The sequence below is a fragment of the uncultured Roseobacter sp. genome (assembly GCF_947495025.1).
Classification (GTDB): domain Bacteria; phylum Pseudomonadota; class Alphaproteobacteria; order Rhodobacterales; family Rhodobacteraceae; genus Roseobacter.
Window position 1 is genome coordinate 1,357,460 of sequence record NZ_CANLXG010000001.1, and the last position, 22,914, is coordinate 1,380,373.

General features: G+C 58.8%; 16 protein-coding genes. 6 read left to right on the forward strand and 10 right to left on the reverse strand.

All coding sequences use genetic code 11. From position 1 onward, the window contains the following. Positions 1-6: 6 nt before the first annotated feature. From dgt to Q0792_RS06530, 6 genes are all read right to left on the reverse strand, one after another. The gene (gene dgt / locus Q0792_RS06505) at positions 7-1,449 is read right to left on the reverse strand and encodes a dGTP triphosphohydrolase (protein WP_298837737.1); all 1,443 of its coding nucleotides are present in this window, start codon (positions 1,447-1,449) and stop codon (positions 7-9) included. Between the two features lie 38 nt (positions 1,450-1,487). Next, positions 1,488-2,699 carry a three-Cys-motif partner protein TcmP gene (locus Q0792_RS06510; protein ID WP_298837739.1) on the reverse strand — a complete coding sequence of 404 codons (1,212 nt, stop codon included), beginning with the start codon at positions 2,697-2,699 and terminating at the stop codon, positions 1,488-1,490. Between the two features lie 21 nt (positions 2,700-2,720). Further along, positions 2,721-3,494, reverse strand: a complete 774-nt coding sequence (locus tag Q0792_RS06515; RefSeq protein WP_298837742.1) for a phage Gp37/Gp68 family protein — start codon at positions 3,492-3,494, stop codon at positions 2,721-2,723. A gap of 429 nt (positions 3,495-3,923) precedes the next feature. Next, positions 3,924-4,778, reverse strand: a complete 855-nt coding sequence (locus Q0792_RS06520) for a hypothetical protein (protein WP_298837744.1) — start codon at positions 4,776-4,778, stop codon at positions 3,924-3,926. 9 nt (positions 4,779-4,787) lie between these two features. After that, on the reverse strand, positions 4,788-5,888 hold the full coding sequence (locus Q0792_RS06525) for an AAA family ATPase (RefSeq protein ID WP_298837746.1): 1,101 nt from the start codon (positions 5,886-5,888) through the stop codon (positions 4,788-4,790). 313 nt (positions 5,889-6,201) lie between these two features. Then, positions 6,202-8,703 carry an adenosylcobalamin-dependent ribonucleoside-diphosphate reductase gene (locus Q0792_RS06530; protein WP_298837748.1) on the reverse strand — a complete coding sequence of 834 codons (2,502 nt, stop codon included), beginning with the start codon at positions 8,701-8,703 and terminating at the stop codon, positions 6,202-6,204. 145 nt (positions 8,704-8,848) lie between these two features. Here Q0792_RS06530 and Q0792_RS06535 point away from each other — a divergent pair, with 145 nt between their 5' ends. Further along, positions 8,849-9,280 (forward strand): DUF1489 domain-containing protein, encoded by a 432-nt coding sequence (locus Q0792_RS06535; RefSeq protein ID WP_298837750.1) that lies wholly within the window; start codon positions 8,849-8,851, stop codon positions 9,278-9,280. Positions 9,281-9,405: 125 nt separating this feature from the next. On the opposite strand, the gene hisG is transcribed toward Q0792_RS06535, so the two are convergent. Genes hisG through hisS form a run of 3 tightly spaced genes read right to left on the reverse strand, consistent with a single transcriptional unit; the run spans position 9,406 to position 12,688 of the window. Continuing rightward, positions 9,406-10,098: an ATP phosphoribosyltransferase gene (hisG, locus tag Q0792_RS06540; protein WP_298837753.1), complete on the reverse strand. Its 693-nt coding sequence runs from the start codon at positions 10,096-10,098 to the stop codon at positions 9,406-9,408. Beyond that, the gene (locus Q0792_RS06545) at positions 10,095-11,177 is read right to left on the reverse strand and encodes an ATP phosphoribosyltransferase regulatory subunit (protein WP_298837756.1); all 1,083 of its coding nucleotides are present in this window, start codon (positions 11,175-11,177) and stop codon (positions 10,095-10,097) included. The genes hisG and Q0792_RS06545 overlap by 4 nt, the downstream gene beginning before the upstream one ends. After that, a complete protein-coding gene (hisS, locus tag Q0792_RS06550) occupies positions 11,174-12,688 on the reverse strand; it encodes a histidine--tRNA ligase (RefSeq protein WP_298837758.1) in 1,515 nt (504 codons plus the stop codon). Before hisS ends, Q0792_RS06545 begins: the two co-directional genes overlap by 4 nt. Before the next feature lie 126 nt (positions 12,689-12,814). Here hisS and Q0792_RS06555 point away from each other — a divergent pair, with 126 nt between their 5' ends. Further along, positions 12,815-13,012 carry a SlyX family protein gene (locus Q0792_RS06555; RefSeq protein ID WP_298837761.1) on the forward strand — a complete coding sequence of 66 codons (198 nt, stop codon included), beginning with the start codon at positions 12,815-12,817 and terminating at the stop codon, positions 13,010-13,012. Between the two features lie 37 nt (positions 13,013-13,049). On the opposite strand, the gene dnaE is transcribed toward Q0792_RS06555, so the two are convergent. Beyond that, a complete protein-coding gene (gene dnaE, locus Q0792_RS06560) occupies positions 13,050-16,574 on the reverse strand; it encodes a DNA polymerase III subunit alpha (RefSeq protein ID WP_298837764.1) in 3,525 nt (1,174 codons plus the stop codon). A gap of 227 nt (positions 16,575-16,801) precedes the next feature. Here dnaE and xdhA point away from each other — a divergent pair, with 227 nt between their 5' ends. From xdhA to Q0792_RS06580, 4 genes are read left to right on the forward strand one after another with little or no spacing between them, the layout of a single operon-like run. Continuing rightward, a complete protein-coding gene (gene xdhA / locus Q0792_RS06565; protein ID WP_298837767.1) occupies positions 16,802-18,178 on the forward strand; it encodes a xanthine dehydrogenase small subunit in 1,377 nt (458 codons plus the stop codon). After that, positions 18,175-20,475: a xanthine dehydrogenase molybdopterin binding subunit gene (gene xdhB, locus Q0792_RS06570; protein ID WP_298837769.1), complete on the forward strand. Its 2,301-nt coding sequence runs from the start codon at positions 18,175-18,177 to the stop codon at positions 20,473-20,475. Before xdhA ends, xdhB begins: the two co-directional genes overlap by 4 nt. Next, positions 20,465-21,400 carry a xanthine dehydrogenase accessory protein XdhC gene (gene xdhC, locus Q0792_RS06575; protein ID WP_298837772.1) on the forward strand — a complete coding sequence of 312 codons (936 nt, stop codon included), beginning with the start codon at positions 20,465-20,467 and terminating at the stop codon, positions 21,398-21,400. The genes xdhB and xdhC overlap by 11 nt, the downstream gene beginning before the upstream one ends. After that, positions 21,397-22,911 (forward strand): ABC transporter ATP-binding protein, encoded by a 1,515-nt coding sequence (locus Q0792_RS06580; RefSeq protein ID WP_298837775.1) that lies wholly within the window; start codon positions 21,397-21,399, stop codon positions 22,909-22,911. Before xdhC ends, Q0792_RS06580 begins: the two co-directional genes overlap by 4 nt. Positions 22,912-22,914 lie beyond the last annotated feature (3 nt).

The following is a 22,914-nucleotide window of genomic DNA, read 5'->3' on the forward strand; positions in this document are numbered from 1 at the left end:
CTCTCCTCAGCAACGAAGTTCTCTAAGTTCCCGTTCGAAGCTTAGTGCGAAGCCGTCTGTCATACCAGAGATCATGTCTGCAAGCAGTTGGCAGCGGCGATAACCCAGCGGTAGGTCTTCGTTCGGGCTCTCGAAAACTCGCCGATAATTCTCGGAGATGCGTCCGTAAGCGTACTTCTGAAAGGGAGTTCCGGGATGCCCTTTGGTCTCCTTCTGGGGATCACCACGGCTAACGATAGCAGGCCAAAGCATATCCATGATTGAATGGATAACCTTGTGCCCTTCCAGCTCCAGCTCAAGAACACTTCGGTGCTTGTAGGCGTTCGCTAATGCAAAAGCTTTAAGCTTTTCGCAAAGCAATGCTGCACTTGAAACAGAGATCAGGTCTTCTTTCAAAGCACCTTTCTCGATATCGGACTGCCTCTCTAAGAAAGCCTCAATGACGGCAGAAACCATGTTTCCAATGGCAAACACCCTGAACATCTGGGTGGAAATATCATTCACTTCATTCGGCGATAGCTTCACATCTTTGTGCTTTTTGTGCTGTGCGTCCGCTCGTTCGCAGACATCCCTTATCGCAGCGTCGGTTTCAGGTTCTCCGTCCGCTCCAGCTTGAAGGTAGCTGATCAAGTCTCTGTAGGAAACCAGTCCTTTCTTGACCGCGTCTTCTACATCCAAAACCGAGTAGGCAATGTCATCGCTAGCCTCCATCAAGAAAGTCAATGGGTGCCGCAGCCCCTCTTTCAGCCCCGTTTCTTTCCAAACGTCCGCCACCACATCAAGTTCCGAATGAAAGCACCCAAATTTTTTTGTCGCTATGTTTGACTTGTCCTGTTGCTCCGAGGTGACAGGGTACTTCATTAGAGCAGCCAGTGCGCCGCACGTAAGATTGAGCCCGAAGTTGTCGTTCATGATCTGGAGCTTGGTGAGCACGCGAAGCGCTTGGGCATTACCTTCAAACTTTTCAAAATCGAGACGCATACGCTCCTTCAAATCGTCTTGAAGGGTCAAGTCCTCACCATCGAGAAACTCGAATGCAATATCGTTGTTTCTTTTGAACCAATCACCAATGGCATACTCTCCTTGATGACCGAACGGTGGGTTGCCGATGTCATGTGCTAGCCCTACTGTCGCGAGAATTGAAGGCAAATCACGCTGATACTCGGCTAAACTAAACTTAGTTCCGTCGCGATGAACGAGTGCAACACCAATACTCCGCGCAATATTGGACACCTCATGGGAATGAGTAAGGCGCGTTCTAACGCTGTCGTTTTTTTCCAAAGGGAATACTTGGGTTTTGTCGGCCAACCGCCGAACGGGTGTGCTGAAAAGAACCCGATCATAGTCTCGTTCAATCTCCGTTCGATCACCGCCTGCATTCAGCGCCTGCATTTTGTCGCTGTATATGTCCTTACGCCGGGTTTCGGACATAAGTTTGTTCCAGTCCATTACATACTCCAAAATTTTCGGTTGCTCTCCGACTGGGGTCAAAGGAAATGAAAAGACCTTTGTGGTGTCAGTCGAATTGTATCTGTTCGTTTGATCATCTGTGGCTTCCGCCGTCTTCCGCCTGTCGCGGTCAAAATCTCAACTTCCGGTGATTTGATTAATGCACTGTTGAGATCGTCGGAGTGGGCGGGCGTTTGATTGTATGTTTTATCAAAAAAATCTGCGATTGATAGCGAAGCTTCAGGAGTGCAATCCCTGAGGAACTTTGGCACATCAGCCAAGAGTTCTTCCCTTGCTCCTCGCCGCGAGTTCGCATCGAACAGGTACAGCGAAGCATCCTCGATAGAGTTATACCTTAACATCTGCAGACCAGACCTACCCACATGTGCTTGCGAGTTCTTTTTTCGGTGCAAGATATCGTTGTAAACCTGTCTGGCACGGAAAGAATTTGCGAAATGTACCAGCCAGTACTCCCACCCGCTTTGGTTATTGATCGAGAATGGACTAACGAAGTTTGCTAACGTCTGGAACTCGTCAAATACGACCTTTTCGACTGCCGCAAGCCACTCCTTTTTGGTTTTGTGTAGCGAGATATCCGAAATCTGCCCATCAAACAATCTATTGTCTTGCCTTCTCGCAGGGCTGATGAACGCCAAGAAGGATTTAATAGAAAATGTTAGGAACACTTCGGAAGATCGCGTCAGCGAGAGAGCCGTTCGAAGATGCTCTTCAGATACATAAGCGTGACCGTACTGATCGAGATTAAAAATGGTATTTCGAACCCTAGAGGCTAGAACCATTTGAGTGATACTTGGAAGGTTTCTCCCGAAATCGCCTTCGAAATACTTCACGCGGAACATTGCACCGTTGTGCTCATCTTGGTGTTGCTGCAAGAATGTATCAACACGACCTCGTAGGGCCTGTAGGGCAACGGGGGAAAGATCATTGAAGTACATGAAGAATTCGAAGGAAATCGGTTTGAACCCGTCTATTCTCCTTCTGAGATTTACCTCGGCGCTCACTGATTTAAGCGTTTGTAGCACTATTAGGGGTGAACCGAGCGTACCACATTCGTATGCTCCAGCTCCACAGAACCCATCCACAAAGGACAGCCGGAATCTCTCTTGTTGAGGCAAGCTACATCTAACACGAACGTACTCGTGAATATACTCTTTGATAATCTCAAGCTTGATCTTTGAGTGCGGTCCGATTTTGGCACCGTTCTCCCAGTCATACTGTCTCTTAACCATACTGAAGGCGCCCCGAAAACCCTATGGAGACACCAAAATTTTCGGCATTTCTTCCCAAACCTTTCCCCGAAACAACCTCCCGTTCGCTTTTTTAGAACGTTTCTTGTTATCTTTTCCCCACGTTCCCCACTGCTTGAAGAAAAACGCAGTTCCATAACGTTGGCACAATGAATGAATTTCATCAATCCACTCCTCTTTGATGGGTCGCGCTTGCGATCCACTCTCTCCACCAACAATAGCCCAATGGATATTGCGTAGATCGACCTCTCCAACCGGCGCAATCAACGGCTCAAAGGAAATAAAACGGATTATTGCTGGAGTGATCGAAAGGGCATCGATTCTTGCAACTGTTTCAGCGCTTTCAACACTGGTTCCTAACCAAACATTTGGAAGCACCGCATCGAGATGGTTTCTCGTAAACTCAAGCATGCGCTCAGGTCTTTTTGTCAAAATTTGATACTGATGGTGTGGCGTTTTCTCCATTGTATACCAAACTCTTTCAACGAAATCGAATGGCACTCTTTCATGAAAGAGATCACTCATGGAATTGACAAAAATTTTCCTAGGCTTTCGCCATTTCAGCGGGGCCTCCAAAGATTTTTCATCCAGATTTATGGCACCTGTCCAAACGGTTCTCCTGCCCGAGCGCCTCGCTAGCCCTTGATATTTCTCCGTCCCCATTGCTTCCAACCGAAGAGCCATATGCATCGCATAACAGTTCGTGCATCCGCTAGACGCCGCTGTACACCCTGCAACTGGGTTCCAAGTTGTGTCAGTCCATTCAATCTCTGACAAAACAGTCTCCATGGGTCAAAAAACATCAATATCTCAGAGAGATAGCACGAGATCGGAAATACTGCATCCCCGATGAGAGGTGATTTCCGATCGTGGAAGCGTACATCCCGGAGACGACGACGGTGCTATGATCGCAAACAGCAACCAAGCCGCACGTGCGCACAATCTTCTAATACCACCGAAGTTGCAAGTTTGTTCACATGTCGCCGGGTAAGTGAGAGACCTACCCATTCTCCGTCAAAACAAGTTGGGTTGATGTTGGGAATTCAATCGTTGGCCCAATACGCAGGATGGATCGGTCGCATCCTATCATGGTCTGAAGGGCACCTCACAGACTGCTTTGAATTTCAGCTTGGTGCAGCAGAGAGATACTTCGGCAACGCGGAAGGAGTACGGCGGACAGACGCTGTCCTTGCATCACCCCGGAGATCACTGAGGTAAGCTGTTCCACGCACAGATGTGGCATTCAAACCCATGGGCCTCGATCAGCCTCTGGAGGTCGCCCTTTGTGTTCCTGGTCTCGCCAGTTGCGGACACCATCACGATCTGCCTCGCACCGGCTTGGTGCAAGCGCCCCAATACGTCCGACAAGACCACGTGTGCAGGATCATTGTCCTCCCCCAGGGCGTAGACGATCGGTGCGTAGTCGGCGATCAGCTTCTCCAGCGCCTTCGCCTTGAAACCTTCTGTCGGCACAAACTCTTTCAAAAGCAAAACTGTATCGAAGATCAGCCGACCATGCGTCAGCAAGGCGTGCGGGTCTTCCATTGAACCAAGTTCGAGATCCAGGGGCAAAAGGACTGTATGGGCAAGTTGTTCTGCTGTGCCGTCGGCCCTCGCAAATGCTGCGGTGCGAGCCGTGATCGAAAGGTGACGCAGGACCGGGAGTGCATTGCCCAACGAGCAATGTTGGCCCCCCGCAGTCGCAAGAGCAGATTGGTGCGCATCCGAGATGAGCAGCACGTCCCCGGCTTGAAGGCCAGCGCGGGCCTGAAGCGCGTCATAAGCTTCGATCTCCTGTCCAGGTTCTGTCAGAATGACTTGCGCCTCCGAGGCGTCCGCCAGAGCCTGTGGTGCTTGATTGACAGGCTGCCGAAGCGCGACGATGGGCAGCCCCGTTTCAACTGCAGAACGGCACAACGCATCTTCGAAGCTTCCAGGATCTTGGTCACGTATGATCGGCCCAGTGTTCTTGGGCACCGCATAGGACGACAGGGACGGTGAGGTCAGATCCAGGAAGAGCGCACGTGGGCGGCTTTTGGGTCGCGTCTGTTCGTTGGACATATCACCACCTCAATTGAGCATCGGTCGGCGCGCGAGGATCTCGGCCCGATCCAGCATGCGACTGACCGTTCGCAGGCTGAAGCGGGCGTTCGAGATGGCTCCACGGTCGAAGATATCGACCAAGGCCGCAACGGCCGGGTCAGGCAGACCGCGACGCGTCCCTTCGGTCACGGCAAAGTCCCTCAACTGAGAAGTCGTCAGGTCGGGCAAATCCAGCACCACGCATCGGCTTTGCAACGGCTCCGGCAAGCCAGTCCGGCTGTTCGCCGTCATCACCCAATTGACCCATGACATGTCGAACTTGATCTGGAAGAACGGGCATTCCCATGTCGCAGCCGTCATGCGCTCAAGGAGCGGGAGGAGCGCGTCGGTCAACGTATGACGCGTGCCCTTCTCCGACCGCATCTCACCAGACTTCTCAACCTCATCGATGATGACCAGAGGTCCACCGTGCCGCTCGCGTAGAACTGTCTGCATCAGCTTGCCAGCAGAGGCACTGCCCCAGCCCTTCTGGACGCCCACAAGAGAGAACGTCGCGGGCTCTCCTGTGGCCTCGATCATCGTCGTCGGAACCGCAAGGTGATGCGCGAGACGCCGCGCCCAGTGGCTTTTACCGATGCCAGGTGGTCCCACAAGCACGAGCGGCTTGAATCGCACCCCGGGCAACCTTTCGCGAGCAGAGGCCCGCAGGCCATGCCAGACTTCTTCTGTCGCGGGTGCCATCCATGGCATCTCGGCGTGCAAGGCGGCGGCGATCTCGTCGGCCTCGTGTTCGGTGGACACTTTGGCAACTGGCAAGCCACCCCGGAGCGGTGTCAGGCGGGCGCGGTTTTCCTCACTCAGGTGGTACATACCGATTGAGGAACGCACACGCTCCAGATACCGCCTCGCCCGGCACTTAATGCGCTTTCTGTCATCGTCATCGATCAGATCATAGATGCTGACCAGGTCACCTTTCTTGACCCGGCCTGCTTCAAGGTCCTCCTCCTGCTTCACATGCCGCACACGGCGAAGGGACTTCTTCAACCTTTCCTCAACATCACGGACGTTCGGGATATTATCCAGGAAGGTAAGGTCGTGAAACTCTATCGTAGTCGTTGAACGGGTCATGGCGGAGTCCTCTCATGGCGCGGCAACTCAGCCGCACGGTGAGCCCATGCCGTTGGCGGCAGGGCTGTTGATCATGGAAGGTTCCGGAACCTCGGGAACATTTGAGGAACAAATCTTGTGCTGGATCAAGATCGCGCATTTTGCGCCACCTGAAGCGGGGATGGGCTGCCCCGGCAAGAACACCCGCCCCTCATTTCCAAAGAAATCAAAAGGTTAACGGCTGAAGGCAAAAATAGACTGGGCAAGTGGCAGGCAATTCAGCCGAAATGGCACTGAATTGCCCGTCGGGACAGCAGAACAGTAAAACCTCAGATCAGCCGCATTTTGAATATCCACACGAGCCGCAGGTCATACAGCCTTCGACCATCCGCAGATCATACTGACCACAACTGCTGCAGGCCTGACCGCGCTGGTTTTCCAGACCAACGACCTGAGCCTGCGGATCGCTCTTGAGGCCCATGCCCTCGCCCGCGATAAACCCTGTCGCAATCATATGCTGCTCGATCACGCCACCGATAGCCGCGAGGATAGAAGGAATGTATTTGCCCTGCATCCAGGCGCCACCGCGGGGGTCAAAGACCGCCTTGAGCTCCTCAACCACAAAAGAAACATCGCCGCCCCGACGGAACACCGCAGAGATCATCCTTGTGAGCGCAACGGTCCAGGCAAAATGCTCCATGTTCTTGGAGTTGATGAATACCTCAAACGGCCTGCGGTGCCCGTTCAGCACGATGTCATTCACGGTGATGTAGAGCGCATGCTCACTGTCGGGCCATTTGACTTTATAGGTATTGCCCTCGAGCTCGCTTGGCCGGTCGAGCGGCTCAGACATGTAAATGACGTCGCCATGGGGTTGCTGAGGCTCTGCGTCTGAGGTGGTGATGACTTCGGGGGCGGTTTCGGCATCACCAAACAGGAGCCAGCCGGCAGATACACCGAAGTGCTCAGCTGCTAGTTTTGCTCCTTCTTTGGAAAGATCTTGCATTCCCGTCGTCCAATTCGCGTACCGACTTCTGGCAACACCAAGTTTGTCTGCGGCAGTTTTCTGAGTGTCAAAGCCGGCATTTTCTTGAGCCCATTTCAGCCGTTCTGCTGCGGTTTCAAGAATCGGCTTCTTCTCCTCCGACACACTCAGTACAGACCCCGTCACCGCATTCGGCCGGTATGTCGTGCAGCCTTTGCAGCCTGTATCCCAGGCCTGCATGTAGACGTCCTTGAAGGCATCAAAGCTGATGTCTTCCGGACAGTTGATCGTCTTGGAAATCGACGAATCCACCCATTTCTGGGCCGCCGCCTGCATCTTCACATGATCTTCGGGTGCGAGAGTCTGTGCGTTCACAAAATATTCCGGCAATTCGACATCACCGAATTTCTCGCGCCACATCTGCACCGCGTAATCCACCACTTCCTCTTCGGTGCGCGAGCCGTCCTTCTGCAGCACCTTGCGTGTGTAGGCATAGGCAAACACAGGCTCGATCCCCGAAGAGACGTTGCCCGCATAAAGGCTGATGGTCCCGGTGGGCGCGATGGATGTCAGCAGCGCGTTGCGGATACCATGTTCGCGCACGGCCTCGCGCACATCCTCGTCCATCATCTGCATCGTACCAGAGGCCAGGTATCCTTCTGCGTCAAACAGCGGAAAGGCACCCTTCTCCTTCGACAGCTGCACCGACGCCAGGTACGCGGCGCGGGCGATCAGGCGCAACCAGCGCCCGGTCTGACGCGCCGCCTCGTCTGATCCGTACCGCAGCCCGACCATCAGCAGCGCATCCGCCAGCCCGGTCACGCCGAGGCCGATGCGCCGCTTCGCCTGCGCCTCCCGCGCCTGGGCCTCCAGCGGGAACCTTGAGGCGTCAACGACATTATCCATCATGCGCACAGCCACAGCCACCAGATCTCCGAGCGCTGCCTCATCAAGAGCCGCGCCCTCTTCAAAGGCATCCGTAACCAGCCGCGCAAGGTTCACCGAGCCCAGCAGGCAGGCGCCATATGGCGGCAGCGGCTGCTCGCCACAGGGGTTTGTCGCAGCAATTGTTTCGCAGTAGCTCAGATTGTTGGCCGCATTGATCCGGTCGATAAAGATTACCCCCGGCTCTGCATAATCGTACGTCGCCTGCATAATCCTGTTCCACAGGTCCCGCGCCTGCAGCGTGCGGTAAACCCTGCCGTCGAAAACCAGATCCCACGGACCGTCGGCTTTGACGGCCTCCATGAAAGGATCCGTAATCAGTACTGACATGTTGAACATACGCAGCCGCGCCGGGTCGGATTTCGCGGCGATGAAGTCCTCGACGTCCGGGTGATCACACCGCATCGTGGCCATCATCGCACCGCGACGGGACCCCGCCGACATAATCGTGCGGCACATGGCATCCCAGACGTCCATAAAGGAGAGCGGGCCAGAGGCATCCGCCGCCACACCGCGCACATCAGCACCCCGGGGCCGGATCGTGGAAAAGTCATACCCGATGCCGCCGCCTTGCTGCATGGTCAGCGCCGCCTCTTTGAGCATGTCGAAAATACCGCCCATGCTGTCGGGGACTGTGCCCATGACAAAGCAGTTGAACAGCGTCACTGACCGCGCCGTGCCCGCCCCCGCGGTAATCCGGCCTGCAGGCAGGTATTTAAAGTCCTCCAGCGCCGCGTAGAAGCGATCTTCCCACAGCGCAGGTTCTTTTTCGACGCTTGCAAGATCGCGGGCGATACGCCGCCAGGTATCTTCGACGGTTGCGTCCCTGGGCGTGCCGTCTGCTTCCTTGAAACGATACTTCATGTCCCAGATCTGTTCAGCAATTGGGGCGGCAAAGCGGGTCATCGGTGCATGTCTCCGGAATGAAAAGAGGAACCGGAAAATAACCTGGATTCTCTGCATTTGCCACAAGAACTTGAAGCAGACCCCGACAGCATTACCGTATATAGTGCTGACTAAGGGATTCTGTGCGTAACACCGTGGGTAAGCTGTGGATAAATCTGTTCATCTGATCAAACTTTCCGTCGGGACGGAAAATGTGGAGGGTCTTGCCGCCTGGCAGGCCACGAAACGCGCGCAGGCTCCCGATGGGCTTCCCCGTCACGTTACCCGGATGTGGCCCCGGCGCGAGGCCGAGATTCTCAATGGCGGGTCAATCTACTGGGTTATCAAAGGGGTTATTCAGTGCCGCCAGCAGATTGACCGGCTGGACGAATATATCGGACAGGACGGAATTCGGCGTTGCGCCATTGTTCTGCAGCCCGAACTGATCCGAACGCAGACCAGCCTGCGCCGACCTTTTCAGGGCTGGCGGTACCTCGTGCCTGCCGACGCGCCGCCTGACCTGCCGGAAGGTCGCGCCAGTGAGGATCCCCTGCCCGTAGAACTCAACCGTGCACTGGCCGAAATCGGCGTTCTCTGAGCAGTCGCGCAGCGGCGCGCGTGATGACCGCAACTGAAAAAGCCGGCACTGCGGCCAGGCTGGCACATCTCAGAACCGCTCACGCCCGGTTGCGGTGCTTTTTGACCTGTGACCCGTTGGTTTTCTCAGGTTTCAAGTTTCTCAAGCAGTCCTGCAATGACCCGGCGGTCTGTATCTGACGCATTGGCCGTTCTGCTCCGCCAGAGCGTGGCCTGGCTGCGCAGAACAGGTCCATCACTCAGAATTTTCAGGTGATTGGCGCGCAGCGTTTCGCCGCTCGACGTTATGTCCGCAATGGCTTCGGCAGTCTCATTGGCAACCGTTCCTTCAGTTGCGCCCTGGCTGTCGACCAGCGCATAATCCGCAACACCACCGTGCCGCAGATGCTCGCGTACCAGCCTGTGATACTTGGTCGCGATCCGCAGGCGCATGCCGTGTCGTTCGCGGAACGCCGCGGCAACGGCATCCAGATCATCAAGCGTATCGACGTCGACCCAGGCTTTCGGGACGGCCAGGACCAGATCGGCAAAACCAAATCCAAGTTCCCTCACAGGCGCTACCTGATGCTCCCACAGCGGCAGTTTTTCCTGAATAAGGTCGGTGCCTGTCACGCCAAAATGGATGCGCCCTGCAGCCAGTTCGCGTGGAATTTCACCCGCAGAAAGCAGCACCAGCGATACGCCTTCGATCCCTTCAACCATCCCTGCGTATTCGCGGTCCGAACCGCTGCGCGACAGGGTCACGCCACGTGCCGCGAACCAGTCAAAGGTCTTTTCCATCAGCCGCCCCTTGGAGGGTACACCCAGCCGCACAGTCATGACGTCCCCCCGAGTTCCAGCATAAGCCCCGGGCGCAGCACCCCGCCGACTGCGGGAATTTCCGCGCCGGCTCCCAGCCGGCGGGTCAGTGCATCGTACCGCCCGCCAGAGGCAATCGCCGGAAGGTCGGGCCTGCGGGCACTGTAGAACCCAAAGACAAACCCGTCGTAGTACTCCATGGATGTTCTTCCAAAGCTCGTCTCAAAGGGCAGAGCGCTCAGATCCACACCACGTTTGTCCAGTGCTTCGGCGCGCGCCTCCAGTCCGGCGACTGCATCCGTTACCGACGGCAGGTCAACAGCAAGATCGCGCAGGTTTTCGAGGGCAAAGGGAAGTGTTTCGCGTACGTTCAGCAATGCGTCCAGCAGACCGACTTCCTCAGCACTGATCGGCGCGGTTGCTGCGTCCGCGCGCAGGGCCGCAATACGTGTCTCGATCTCCTGCTGTGTGCGGCGTCCGGTCAGTGGCGCATCACATGGCGGCGTGTTGCCTGCAACCAGCGCAGCGCGCTCGCGATTCACGCTGATCCTGCCGGAAAAACGGTCCAGCAGACCGCGGAAGCGGCGCGGCCGCCAGATATGCCGCAACAGCGCCGACTTGCGCGCCTCAGTCGTCTCCAGACCCCGCACCGCCGCGGTCAGCAGACCGATGTCGCCTGTGGCAGCACGCAGATCCAGTGCAGACAAAGCTTTGGCAATCAGTGCGAAAACCTCTGCATCCGCCGCAGCCGGGTCGCTGCGGTCAAAGACTTCATAACCGACCTGGATATATTCATTTGCGCGGTCAGTATCGTGCTCCTGTCGGCGGAATACCTCTCCTGAATAGGTATAGCGCGCAGGCTCGGCTCCGTCAGCCATATGCATCTGCACTACAGGCACCGTGAAATCAGGGCGCAACATCTGCTCACCCCGCAACGCATCCGAGGTCACATAGGCGCGCGCCCGGATTTCCTCGCCGTAAAGGTCCAGCAGAATGTCGGCAGGCTGCAGAACCGGCGTCTCCACCGTGACCGCGCCAGCCTCCTCGAACCCGGCGCGCAGCTCTGCGGCCAGCGCCAGGGTCTCGCGCCGCGATGTCATTTTGCGCCCTCGTCCAGACCGTGCGTGTTCAGAATGTCGCGCACTTTCGTCACCAGCTGGTCGCGCGGCACCTCGAACTGGCTGGGGCGGTCTTTCCATTCCTCCAGCGTCGCACTTTCAGCAATCTTTGCGCCCAGGATCAGGTCCTTGATCTGGATGACACCGCGGTCTTTCTCGTCGCCGCCCTCGATCACCGCCGCCGGGCTCGCGCGCCGGTCTGCGTATTTCAGCTGGTTGCCGAAGTTCTTGGGGTTGCCCAGATAGACCTCTGCCCGGATGCCCGCCTGGCGCAGCTCTGCCACCATCGCCTGATAGTCCGCCATGCGGTCGCGGTCCATCACTGTCACGACCACGGGGCCTGCGGTGTCGCACTGCATCCGGCCTTTGGCATGCAGCGCCGCCAGCAGGCGGTCGACCCCGATCGACACACCCGTCGCCGGCACGGCCTGGCCGGTGAACCGCTTGACCAGATCATCATAACGCCCGCCACCGGCCACAGACCCAAAGTTACGCGTACGCCCCTTTTCGTCCTGAATGTCAAAAGTCAGCTCCGCCTCGTAGACAGGCCCGGTGTAGTACCCGAGACCGCGAACGACAGAAGGATCAATCTCGATCCGGTCCGAACCGTAGTCACCAGCCGCCAGCAGTCCAGCGATTGTTTCCAGCTCACTCACGCCTTCTGCACCGATGGCCGAACCTTCGACCAGCTCACGCAACCGGGCGACGGTTTCAGCACCCGTTGTGCGTTTCGCGTCCATGAAACCCATGACCACGTCTGCCTGCGCATCACCAAGGCCCGCCCCGTCCGTAAAGTCCCCACTTTCGTCCTTGCGGCCCTCACCCAGCAGAGCGCGCACGCCGTCTGGTCCAAGGCGGTCCAGCTTGTCTATGGCGCGCAGCACGATGCCGCGCTCGCGTTCTTTGTCGTCGCCTGCCAGGCCCGCCACTTCAAGCACGCCGTTCAGCACCTTGCGGTTGTTCACCCGGATCACATAGTCGCCGCGCGGGATGCCGACTTCTTCGAGACAGTCGGCCAGCATCGCGCAGATCTCGGCATCGGCGGCCACCGACGGTGCACCCACCGTATCCGCATCACACTGATAAAACTGACGAAAGCGACCGGGCCCCGGCTTTTCATTGCGCCAGACCGGGCCCATTGCATAACGGCGGTAGGGCGTGGGCAGGTCATTGCGGTGCTGGGCATAGACGCGTGCCAGCGGGGCCGTCAGGTCATAGCGCAGCGCCAGCCAGTCGCCCGGTTTGTCCGCCTCGGCATCCTCCTGCCAGGCAAAAACCCCTTCGTTCGGGCGGTCCACATCGGGTAGGAATTTGCCCAGCGCCTCGACCGTTTCCACGCCCGAGCTTTCCAGCGCGTCAAACCCGTACCGATGGTACACACCCGCAATTTTACGCAGCATTTCCGCGCGCTGGGTGACCTCAGCGCCGAAATAATCACGAAAGCCTTTGGGCGTCTCGGCCCTGGGGCGCGGGGTTTTCTTGGGCTTGGCCATGGGATTCCCTTTGTGCCAGGTGTCGCGCGCGGTCTACCGGATGGTGCTGCGCGAGACAAGGCATGGGGTACGCCCTCTTCCGGCTCCGTTCCGCCCATGCTAGTGGAGCCATCAGGAGAGCAACGCATGACCCTGAAACTCGAAGAACAGATTGCCCATCTGACACGCACCGTTGACGAGTTGTCAGAGGTGGTCGCACGTCAGGAAACGGAAATCGCAACGCTCACCCGCCGGGTGCACATGCTGATGCAGCGCGAAGGCGAACGCGAAGCGCAGTCAACGGGCGGGATCGTCGTGGGCGATGAGCGGCCGCCGCATTACTGATCTGTTCGCCGGATTCAGACCGGCACGGCAGAAACCATTACATATCCTCGACTTCCAGCACGCCGTTCAGTGATTTGATCGCGCCTTTGATCTGTGGATTGACGGCAAAATCCTGGCCGAGGGCGACCTCGACCTCTCCGGGCAGATCAGGGTGCATCAGACACAAATGAACGGGACCGCGTCCGGCGTTGCGCGCCGCTTTTGCAGCACCCTGCAACACGCTGGCAACAGCGCTGACTGCGCCCGGGTCCTCGACAAAAACACGCAACCCCATACCACCTGCGTCAGCCACCGCCGCCTCTGCCGGACCCACAGAGCGACCAAGCAGTTTGAGCTGATCTGCCTCCATCGTGGCCTCGACCGCCACGATGACCTGTGAGCCGGTCTCGAGATACGACCGCGCAGCTTCCAGCGTGTCAGAGAAAAGTGTGACTTCGTATGCACCGGTCGGATCCGACAGCTGAGCAAAGGCAAATCTGTTGCCTTTGGCAGATTTCCGTTCCTGCCGGCCGGCGACAATCCCGGCGAGCTTGGCATTCATCGCGCCGCGTTCGCGGACCTTGTCCGTCAGTTCGTCAAGCGTGAGGAAAGGCGCGCCACGGTCGCTGGCGAATTTGCGTTTCAGCGGCCCCATATAGTCGTCCAGTGGATGACCCGACAGGTAGAACCCGACGGCACGGAATTCCTCGCTCAGCCGTTCGGCGGGCAGCCAGTCGTCAACCGGATGCAGGCGCGGTTCGGGCAGGTCATCTCCCGCCTCGCCAAAGAGCGACACCTGGTCCGATGCCCTTTGCTCGTGGATGGCGGCCGAGTAACTTACCAGTGCATCCAGCGCGTCAAAGACACGACGCCGGTTGCTGTCCAGCTGATCAAACGCGCCCGAACGCGCCAGCATCTCGAGAGGCCGCTTGCCCACCCGTTTCAGATCCACCCTGCGCGCCAGATCAAACAGCGTGGAAAAGGGTTTGTCTCCACGACCCTCCGTGACCAGTTTCATGGCCTCGATACCGACGTTTTTCAGCGCGCCCAGCGCATAGACCAGCGCACCATCAACCACTTTGAACGTCGCATCCGACCGGTTCACGCAGGGCGGCACCCAGGGCAGTTCCAGCTGCTTGCGCACCTCTTCAAAATAGACCGCCAGCTTGTCGGTCAGATGGATATCGCAGTTCATCACCCCTGCCATGAATTCCACCGGGTGATTGGCCTTGAGCCAGGCGGTCTGATAGCTGACCACCGCATAGGCAGCGGCATGGGATTTGTTGAAGCCGTAGTTGGCGAATTTCTCCAGCAGGTCGAAAACTTCGGTCGCCTTTTTCTTGTCGACCCCGTTTTCCATCGCGCCCTTTTCGAACTTGGGACGTTCCTTGGCCATTTCCTCGGCGATCTTCTTGCCCATCGCGCGGCGGAGCAGGTCAGCACCCCCAAGGCTGTAACCCGCCATGACCTGGGCGATCTGCATCACCTGCTCCTGATAGACGATAATACCTTGTGTTTCCTCAAGAATACCATCGATCAGCGGGTGAATGGATTCCAGCTCGCGCTGGCCGTTCTTGACCTCACAATAGGTCGGAATGTTCTCCATAGGCCCGGGCCGGTAGAGCGCCACAAGCGCCACGATATCCTCGATACAGGTGGGTTTCATCCGCTTCAGGGCATCCATCATGCCCGAGCTCTCCACCTGGAAAACCGCAACTGTTTTCGCGCTGGCATAAAGTTTGTAGGACGCTTCGTCATCCAGCGGGATGGTGGCGATGTCGTCGATCAGGCCTTCGGGCGGCTCAAACAGTTCCGTACCGTCGGCAGTGATGTGCAGGTGCCGCCCGGATGCTTTGATCTGGTCCACCGCGTTCTGGATGACGGTCAGGGTTTTCAGACCCAGAAAGTCGAATTTCACCAGACCGGCCTGTTCGACCCATTTCATGTTGAACTGGGTCGCAGGCATGTCCGAGCGCGGGTCCTGATAGAGCGGCACCAGACGGTCGAGCGGCCGGTCACCGATCACCACACCGGCGGCGTGGGTCGAGGCGTTCCTGAGCAACCCCTCGACCTGTTGCCCGTATTCCAGCAGGCGTGCGACGACTTCCTCGTTACGCGCCTCTTCGCGCAGGCGCGGCTCGTCTGCCAGCGCCTTTTCGATGCTGACGGGCTTTACCCCCTCAACCGGGATCATTTTGGACAAACGATCCACCTGGCCATAAGGCATCTGCAGCACACGCCCGATATCGCGCACCGCGGCTTTTGACAAAAGCGCACCAAAGGTGATGATCTGTCCCACCTTGTCGCGACCATACTTGTCCTGCACATACCGGATCACCTCTTCGCGCCGGTCCATGCAAAAGTCGATATCAAAGTCGGGCATCGACACCCGTTCGGGATTCAGAAACCGTTCGAACAGCAGGTTATACCGCAACGGGTCAAGATCCGTGATGGTCAGCGCATAGGCAACAAGGGACCCGGCGCCTGATCCCCGGCCAGGCCCCACCGGAATGTCCTCGTCCTTGGCCCATTTGATGAAATCGGCAACGATCAGGAAATAGCCCGGGAACCCCATGCCCTCGATAATGCCCAGCTCGAAATCGAGACGTTTTTCGTATTCCTCAACACTCACCGCATGCGGGATGACCGCCAGGCGGTTTTTGAGTCCTTCGTGGGACTGCCGACGCAGTTCCTCAATTTCGTTGTCGGCAAACTTTGGCAGGATCGGATCACGTCGATATGCCTGAAAGGCACAGCGCTTTGCGATTTCAACCGTGTTTTCAATGGCCTCTGGCAGATCCGCGAAAAGCGCAACCATCTCGGCCTGGCTTTTGAAGTAGTGCTGAGCGGTCAGACGCCGGCGCGCGTCCTGCTGGTCTACATAGGCCCCTTCGGCGATGCAGATCAGCGCATCATGTGCCTCGTACATCCCGGCATCGGGGAAATAGACGTCATTGGTCGCGACCAGCGGCAGGTCCATCGCGTATGCCATCTCGACAAAGCCGCGCTCCGTCAGGCGCTCGGCTTCAGGCTGACCGTCCTCGCCCGGGTGTCGCTGCAGTTCGACATACAGTCTGTCACCGTAGACAGCGCTGAGCCTGTCCATAAGCGCCTGCGCAGCTGGCGTCTGACCTGCCTGCAACAGGCGGCCCACAGGCCCGTCCGGGCCGCCCGTCAGACAGATCACATCTGCCGCAAAGCTCTCCAGCTCGTCCAGCGTGACCTGTGGCAGCTGCCCGCCCTTGTCCACATAAAGGCAGGTGTTCAGCCGCATCAGATTTTCGTACCCGGTCTCAGACTGCGCCAGCAGAACCAGCGGTGCGGGCTCTGCGGGCCTGTCACCGGGGCGCGCGGTGATGTAGGTCACGTCGACCTGACACCCGAGGATCGGCTGCACGCCGGCACCGGACATAGCTACCGAGAACTCCAGCGCGGAAAACATGTTGTTTGTGTCGGTCAGCGCCATCGCCGGCATTTTCTGATCCCGGCAGAGACCGGGCAGTTTTTTCAGCCGCAGCGCGCCCTCCAGCAGCGAATATTCGGAATGCGTGCGCAGGTGGATGAATCGGGGCTCAGTGTTCATATGCCCAGGCTATGCCAGAGCCACGGAAGCCGCCAGTGCCCGCCGGGACCGGAACGGTGAATTTTTCACAGTCCGCCCGTGCCCGCAGTTTTCCCGACAGCTTTTTCCTTGCCAAGCGCCACCGACGCCCGATAGCCTGGGCGACGTTACTGCCCGCCCGTCGTTCTACGCCGCATCGAACGACAGGCACACCCGGGGGCTCGTGGTACCGCGGCGGATCTGACTGAATGGACATCACGTTTCGCCTGAACGGAGAAACAGTGGCGCTGACAGATGTCGCGCCAACCAGAACACTGCTGGACTGGTTGCGGGAGGAACGCGGCCTGACTGGCACCAAGGAAGGGTGCAATGAGGGCGACTGCGGCGCCTGCACGGTCATGGTGACCGATGATACAGGTGCCAGATCCCTTAATGCCTGCATCCTTTTCCTGCCCCAGCTGAACGGCTGCGCGGTGCGCACGATTGAGGGGATCAGCGCTCCGGACGGCACACTGCATCCTGTACAGGAGGCAATGATTGGACATCACGGATCGCAATGCGGCTTCTGCACACCGGGGTTTGTCGTTTCAATGGCCGTGTCTCATCTGAACGGCGCTTCTGACCACGACACACAGCTGGCCGGCAATCTCTGCCGCTGCACAGGCTACGCACCCATTGTCCGGGCGGCAGAAGCGGCCGAAGACCAGCCGGTGCCGGCGCATATGCGCGACGATGCGGTTCGTGCCACGTCTGTCCCCACAGATGCGCAGCATATCCAGCCCGACGGGTCGGACGCGCTCGCGGCCTGGTACTCTGACAATCCGGAAGCCACACTGATCGCCGGTGCAACAGACGTCGGCCTCTGGGTCACCAAGGATTTCCGCGACCTGGGGCCGGTGGCTTTCCTGAACCGATGCACAGACCTGCGCGGCGTGACCATCGGCGACGCAGACATCACAATCGGCGCAATGACCAGTCTGAGCCTGCTGGAAGCAGCACTGGAACCCTTTCATCCCTCCTTCTCGGCCATGATCCGCCGCTACGGGTCGGTACAGGTGCGCAACGCGGCGACGATCGGCGGCAATATCGCCAACGGCTCGCCTATCGGGGACGGTCCACCGGCACTGATCGCTCTGGGCGCTGTGCTGAACCTGCGTCGTTGTGACACCCGGCGCAGCCTGCCGCTTGAATCCTTTTTTCTGGAGTATGGCCGACAGGACCGTGCGCCGGGCGAGTTCGTGGAAAGCATAAGCATCCCGCGGCAGTCTGATCGCCTAAAGTGCTACAAACTCTCCAAGCGCTTTGACCAGGATATCTCGGCCGTGTGCGGATGCATTTCGGTCACTGTCACAGAAGGCAGGGTCACCGCCGCTCGTATTGCCTACGGCGGCATGGCGGGCGTACCCGCCCGCGCCCTGAACGCTGAGGCCGCGCTGACCGGCGCGCATTGGACGCAGGCCAGCGTCGAGGCGGCAATGCAGGCACTTGCAAAGGATTTTACACCCCTGTCAGATATGCGTGCCAGCGCGGGCTACCGTCTTGAAACAGCGCAGAATATGCTCCGGCGGTACTGGCTCGAGGACACCGGCGCCACCCTGGTAACAGTGCAGGAGGTCGGACCATGAGTGTCTCCCGGCCTCTGCCCCATGATTCCGCCAGGCTGCACGTAACTGGCCAGGCACGTTACGTCGACGATATCCCCCTGCCCGCCGGTACGCTGCACCTCGCGTTCGGGACAAGCGACGTAGCCTCTGGCACCGTCGATGGCATGGACCTGAGTGCGGTACGCGCCGCCAGGGGTGTGGTTGCCGTCCTGACGGCGCAGGACCTGCCCTTCGACAACGACGTGTCGCCCTCTGCACATGACGAGCCGCTGCTTGCGGATGGTGCTGTGCACTATGCCGGTCAGCCTCTTTTCCTTGTGATCGCAACTTCGCATCTGGCCGCCCGGCACGCCGCGCGTCTGGCAGAGGTTTCGATCAGCCCTCATGAAAGCATCCTCACGATTGAGGACGCGCTTGCACGCGACAGCCGGTTTGAGGACGGGCCGCGCGTCTATGAACGCGGCGCCCTTGCTGCTGCCCTGGAACAGGCGCCGCACCGGCTCAGCGGCTCTCTGGATATCGGTGGGCAGGAACATTTCTATCTTGAAGGCCAGGCCGCCTGCGCACTCCCCCAGGAGAACGGTGATATGTTGGTTATCAGCTCCACCCAGCACCCCACCGAAATCCAGCACAAGGTCGCCGAGGCAATCGGAGTGCCGATGCATGGTGTCCGCGTGGAAACACGCCGCATGGGGGGCGGGTTCGGCGGCAAGGAAAGCCAGGGCAACGCGCTCGCCGTGGCCTGTGCAATCGCCGCGCGCGCGACCGGAAAAGCCTGTAAAATGCGGTACGACCGCGACGACGACATGATCATTACCGGTAAACGGCATGATTTCCGCGTGACGTATGATGCAGGTTTTGACGCCCGGGGGCGCCTGTTGGGAATTGATTTTACGCATTACGCCCGGTGCGGCTGGGCCCAGGATCTGTCGCTGCCGGTGGCGGATCGCGCGATGCTGCACGCAGATAACGCCTATTTCCTGCCCGCCGTTCGGATCACCAGCCACCGGCTGAAAACCAATACCCAGAGCGCGACAGCGTTTCGGGGCTTTGGCGGGCCGCAGGGGATGGTCGGGATCGAACGGGTGATGGACCATATCGCCGAACATCTTGACCTTGACCCACTGGAAGTGCGGCGCGCAAATCTCTACGGTGCTGACGGCGCGCGAAATACCACCCCATACGGCCAGGCAGTCACCGGTTTTATCCTGCCCGAAATGATCGATAACCTGCTGGAGACAAGCGACTACGCGACCAGACGCGCGGCAACCGATGCCTGGAACGCACAGAATACCGTGCTGAAAAAGGGCATCGCGCTTACGCCGGTTAAATTCGGTATCTCTTTCACGCTGACCCATCTTAATCAGGCCGGCGCTCTGGTGCATGTCTACCAGGATGGCTCGGTGCATCTGAACCACGGCGGCACAGAGATGGGTCAGGGTCTGTTCCAGAAGGTCGCACAGGTCGCGGCGGGCACGTTCGGCATCAGCATGGACGCAGTGAAAATCACTGCCACCGACACGGCCAAGGTACCCAATACATCAGCGACTGCTGCATCGTCCGGCAGCGACCTGAACGGGATGGCCGTGCGTGCGGCCTGTGAGACGATCAGAGGCCGGATGGCGGAGCTGCTCGCGCAGAAACATGACGTCGCTGATCAGGATGTGCAGTTTTCAGACGACACGGTGATTGCCGGAGTCACGCGCTACAGCTTTGCGGACGTGGCGAAACTTGCCTATGAATCCCGCGTCAGTCTGTCCTCTACCGGATTTTACAAAACGCCCGGCCTTGCGTGGGACAGGATCCGCGGGACGGGGCGGCCATTTTTCTACTTCGCCTATGGCGCTGCTGTCACAGAAGTTGTGATCGATACGCTGACGGGCGAAAACCGCATTCTCCGGGCCGATATACTGCACGACTGTGGCACATCGCTGAACCCGGACATCGATATCGGCCAGATCGAAGGCGGATATGTCCAGGGCGCCGGCTGGCTGACCACCGAAGAGCTGGTCTGGGACGATGCAGGCCGGCTGCGAACCCACGCGCCATCAACCTACAAGATCCCTGCAACCGGGGATCGTCCGGATATCTTCAATGTGCGCCTCTGGGATGCTCCAAACCGGGAAGAAACCATCTATCGCTCAAAAGCCGTCGGCGAGCCGCCTCTGATGCTGGGCATTTCGGCCTGGTCGGCACTCGCCGATGCGGTACGCGCATGCGGGCCGGGATATGGCGATCTGCAGACACCCGCAACGGCCGAAACTGTGCTGAAAGCGATCCGGTCTGCAAAAGACGGGGAGCACTATAATGTCCTTTGATCTGAGTGCGTTGCAGGACGCCTGCGCGCTGCATGGTCGCGTGGCGCGTGTTGTGGTTGCACAGGTGCGCGGCTCTGCTCCGCGCGAGGTCGGCGCCGCAATGCTGGTCTGGCCCGATGGGCAGGCTGGCACAATTGGCGGTGGCACACTGGAGCACTCCGCAACACTTGCGGCGCGACAGGCCCTGAGCGGCGGCGCTGCCGGGATCAGCCGTCATGCTCTCGGTCCAGACATGGGGCAGTGCTGCGGTGGGTCGGTCGATCTGCTGACCGAGGTCTGGGACAGCAAATCTGTCAGTGTCCTCGAAGACGACGCTGTCATACGCGGACCCGGCGAGCCGCCGATGGCAGTAACTAGGATTATGCGCGACATGCGCAGTTCCGGCACCCGACCGTCCCCCCGGCTGATCGGGGACTGGATGGTCGAACCCGTCACCCGGACAACGCGGGATATCTGGATCTGGGGCGCGGGCCACGTGGGCCGTGCCATGGTCGATGTCCTGCATCCGCTACCCGGTTTCGCGCTGACCTGGATTGACACTTCGGCGGACCGTTTTCCGGCCGGTGTGTCCGACAGCATCCGCATGCTGACAGCAGAAAACCCCGCAGCGCTTGCGCCCTACGCACCGAGCCAGGCCGAGCACCTCATACTGACTTATTCACATGCGCTGGACCTGGAGCTCTGCCACCAGTTGCTGATCCGCGGTTTCGGTTTTGCAGGACTGATCGGGTCAGCGACCAAATGGGCGCGATTCCGCAAAAGGCTCACAGCTCTTGGTCACACAGCCGGGAGAATTTCGCAGATAACCTGCCCCATTGGTGATCCTGCCCTTGGTAAACATCCCTATGCTATTGCCACAGGGACCGCAGCGGAACTGCTGCGGCGACGTGCTGTGGCAGACAACAGACTGGAACACACTGCATGACACCACTTTTGTCGCTTTCAGGGCTGACCAAAGCCTATCCCGGTGTCGTCGCCAATGATGACGTCTCTCTGTCGATTGCCCCCGGTGAGGTCCACGCGCTGCTGGGCGAGAACGGCGCCGGTAAATCAACTCTGGTCAAGATAATCTATGGTCTCGTGAAACCCGACCAGGGGGCAATGCAGATGAACGGGACCGATTTCTCCCCTCCGGAACCGCGTGCCGCCCGTGCGGCAGGTGTCGGGATGGTTTTTCAGCATTTTTCCCTCTTTGATGCCCTGTCCGTGGCAGAAAACATTGCGCTGGGAATGGAAAACGCACCGGCTATGGGCGCGCTGTCCGAGCAGATCCGGCGGGTCTCTGACACCTACGGGCTGCCGTTGTCACCGGACCGGGTTGTTGGTGATCTGTCCGCCGGGGAACGCCAGCGCGTCGAGATTATCCGCTGCCTGCTGCAGGAACCCAAACTGCTGATCATGGACGAACCGACCTCGGTTCTGACACCGCAGGAGGTCGAAATCCTCTTTGAGACCCTCCGTAAACTGAGCGCCGAAGGTACGGCAATTCTCTATATATCCCATAAGCTTGAAGAAATCCGCACGCTTTGTGACGCCGCCACAATTCTGCGTCTGGGCAAAGTCGTGGGTACCTGTGTGCCGCGCGAAACGACGGCCCGGGACATGGCGGAGATGATGGTCGGCAAGGTACTGGCAACACCCTCGCGCGAAGGCACTGCCCCGGGGGAACCTGTGCTCAAAATCGAACAGCTTTCGCATGCCTCACCGTCGGCTTTCGGAATGCCTCTGAGAGAGATCACACTCACCCTGCGCCGCGGCGAGGTGCTCGGGATCGGTGGCGTGGCAGGTAACGGCCAGGATGAACTGCTGGCTGCGCTGTCCGGTGAGATGCGTTCGCCTGCCGGCATGATCAGCTTCAAAGGCTCTGACATCGGCCCAAAGGGCCCCGAAGCGCGCCGGCAACTGGGCCTTCTTGCGGCCCCCGAAGAGCGCCTTGGGCATGCAGCCGCGCCAAATATGACGCTGACGGAGAACGCCATGCTGACCGGTGCCGCGCGCGAACAGCTTGTGCGAAACGGTTTTCTGAACTGGCCAGCCGCGCGCAGTTTTGCCGAAAAAATTATTGAAACCTTCGACGTGCGCACCCCCGGCCCCGGCAATGCGGCGCGGTCACTTTCAGGCGGCAACCTGCAAAAGTTCGTGATCGGCCGAGAAGTGCTGCAGCGTCCCGAAGTTCTGGTGGTCAATCAGCCGACCTGGGGTGTCGATGCCTCGGCCGCCGCTGCCATCCGCCAGGCACTGCTAGATCTCGCCACCGGCGGTGCAGCTGTCATTGTCATCAGTCAGGACCTTGATGAACTTATGGAAATTTCCGACCGCTTTGCCGCACTGAACGAAGGCCGCCTGTCCGAACCCCTGCCTGCACAGGGTCTGAGTGTCGAGCAGATCGGGCTGATGATGGGCGGCGCGCACGGCATGGAGGTCGCACATGTCTGAATG

Bases quoted from the DNA above. Each gene is read 5' to 3' on its own strand.
- dgt (WP_298837737.1), bottom strand. From the start codon at position 1,449: ATGGACTGGAACAAACTTATGTCCGAAACCCGGCGTAAGGACATATAC.
- Q0792_RS06510 (WP_298837739.1), bottom strand. From the start codon at position 2,699: ATGGTTAAGAGACAGTATGACTGGGAGAACGGTGCCAAAATCGGACCG.
- Q0792_RS06520 (WP_298837744.1), bottom strand. From the start codon at position 4,778: ATGTCCAACGAACAGACGCGACCCAAAAGCCGCCCACGTGCGCTCTTC.
- Q0792_RS06525 (WP_298837746.1), bottom strand. From the start codon at position 5,888: ATGACCCGTTCAACGACTACGATAGAGTTTCACGACCTTACCTTCCTG.
- Q0792_RS06530 (WP_298837748.1), bottom strand. From the start codon at position 8,703: ATGACCCGCTTTGCCGCCCCAATTGCTGAACAGATCTGGGACATGAAG.
- hisG (WP_298837753.1), bottom strand. From the start codon at position 10,098: ATGACTGTGCGGCTGGGTGTACCCTCCAAGGGGCGGCTGATGGAAAAG.
- Q0792_RS06545 (WP_298837756.1), bottom strand. From the start codon at position 11,177: ATGACATCGCGGCGCGAGACCCTGGCGCTGGCCGCAGAGCTGCGCGCC.
- hisS (WP_298837758.1), bottom strand. From the start codon at position 12,688: ATGGCCAAGCCCAAGAAAACCCCGCGCCCCAGGGCCGAGACGCCCAAA.
- Q0792_RS06555 (WP_298837761.1), top strand. From the start codon at position 12,815: ATGACCCTGAAACTCGAAGAACAGATTGCCCATCTGACACGCACCGTT.
- dnaE (WP_298837764.1), bottom strand. From the start codon at position 16,574: ATGAACACTGAGCCCCGATTCATCCACCTGCGCACGCATTCCGAATAT.
- xdhA (WP_298837767.1), top strand. From the start codon at position 16,802: ATGGACATCACGTTTCGCCTGAACGGAGAAACAGTGGCGCTGACAGAT.
- xdhB (WP_298837769.1), top strand. From the start codon at position 18,175: ATGAGTGTCTCCCGGCCTCTGCCCCATGATTCCGCCAGGCTGCACGTA.
- xdhC (WP_298837772.1), top strand. From the start codon at position 20,465: ATGTCCTTTGATCTGAGTGCGTTGCAGGACGCCTGCGCGCTGCATGGT.
- Q0792_RS06580 (WP_298837775.1), top strand. From the start codon at position 21,397: ATGACACCACTTTTGTCGCTTTCAGGGCTGACCAAAGCCTATCCCGGT.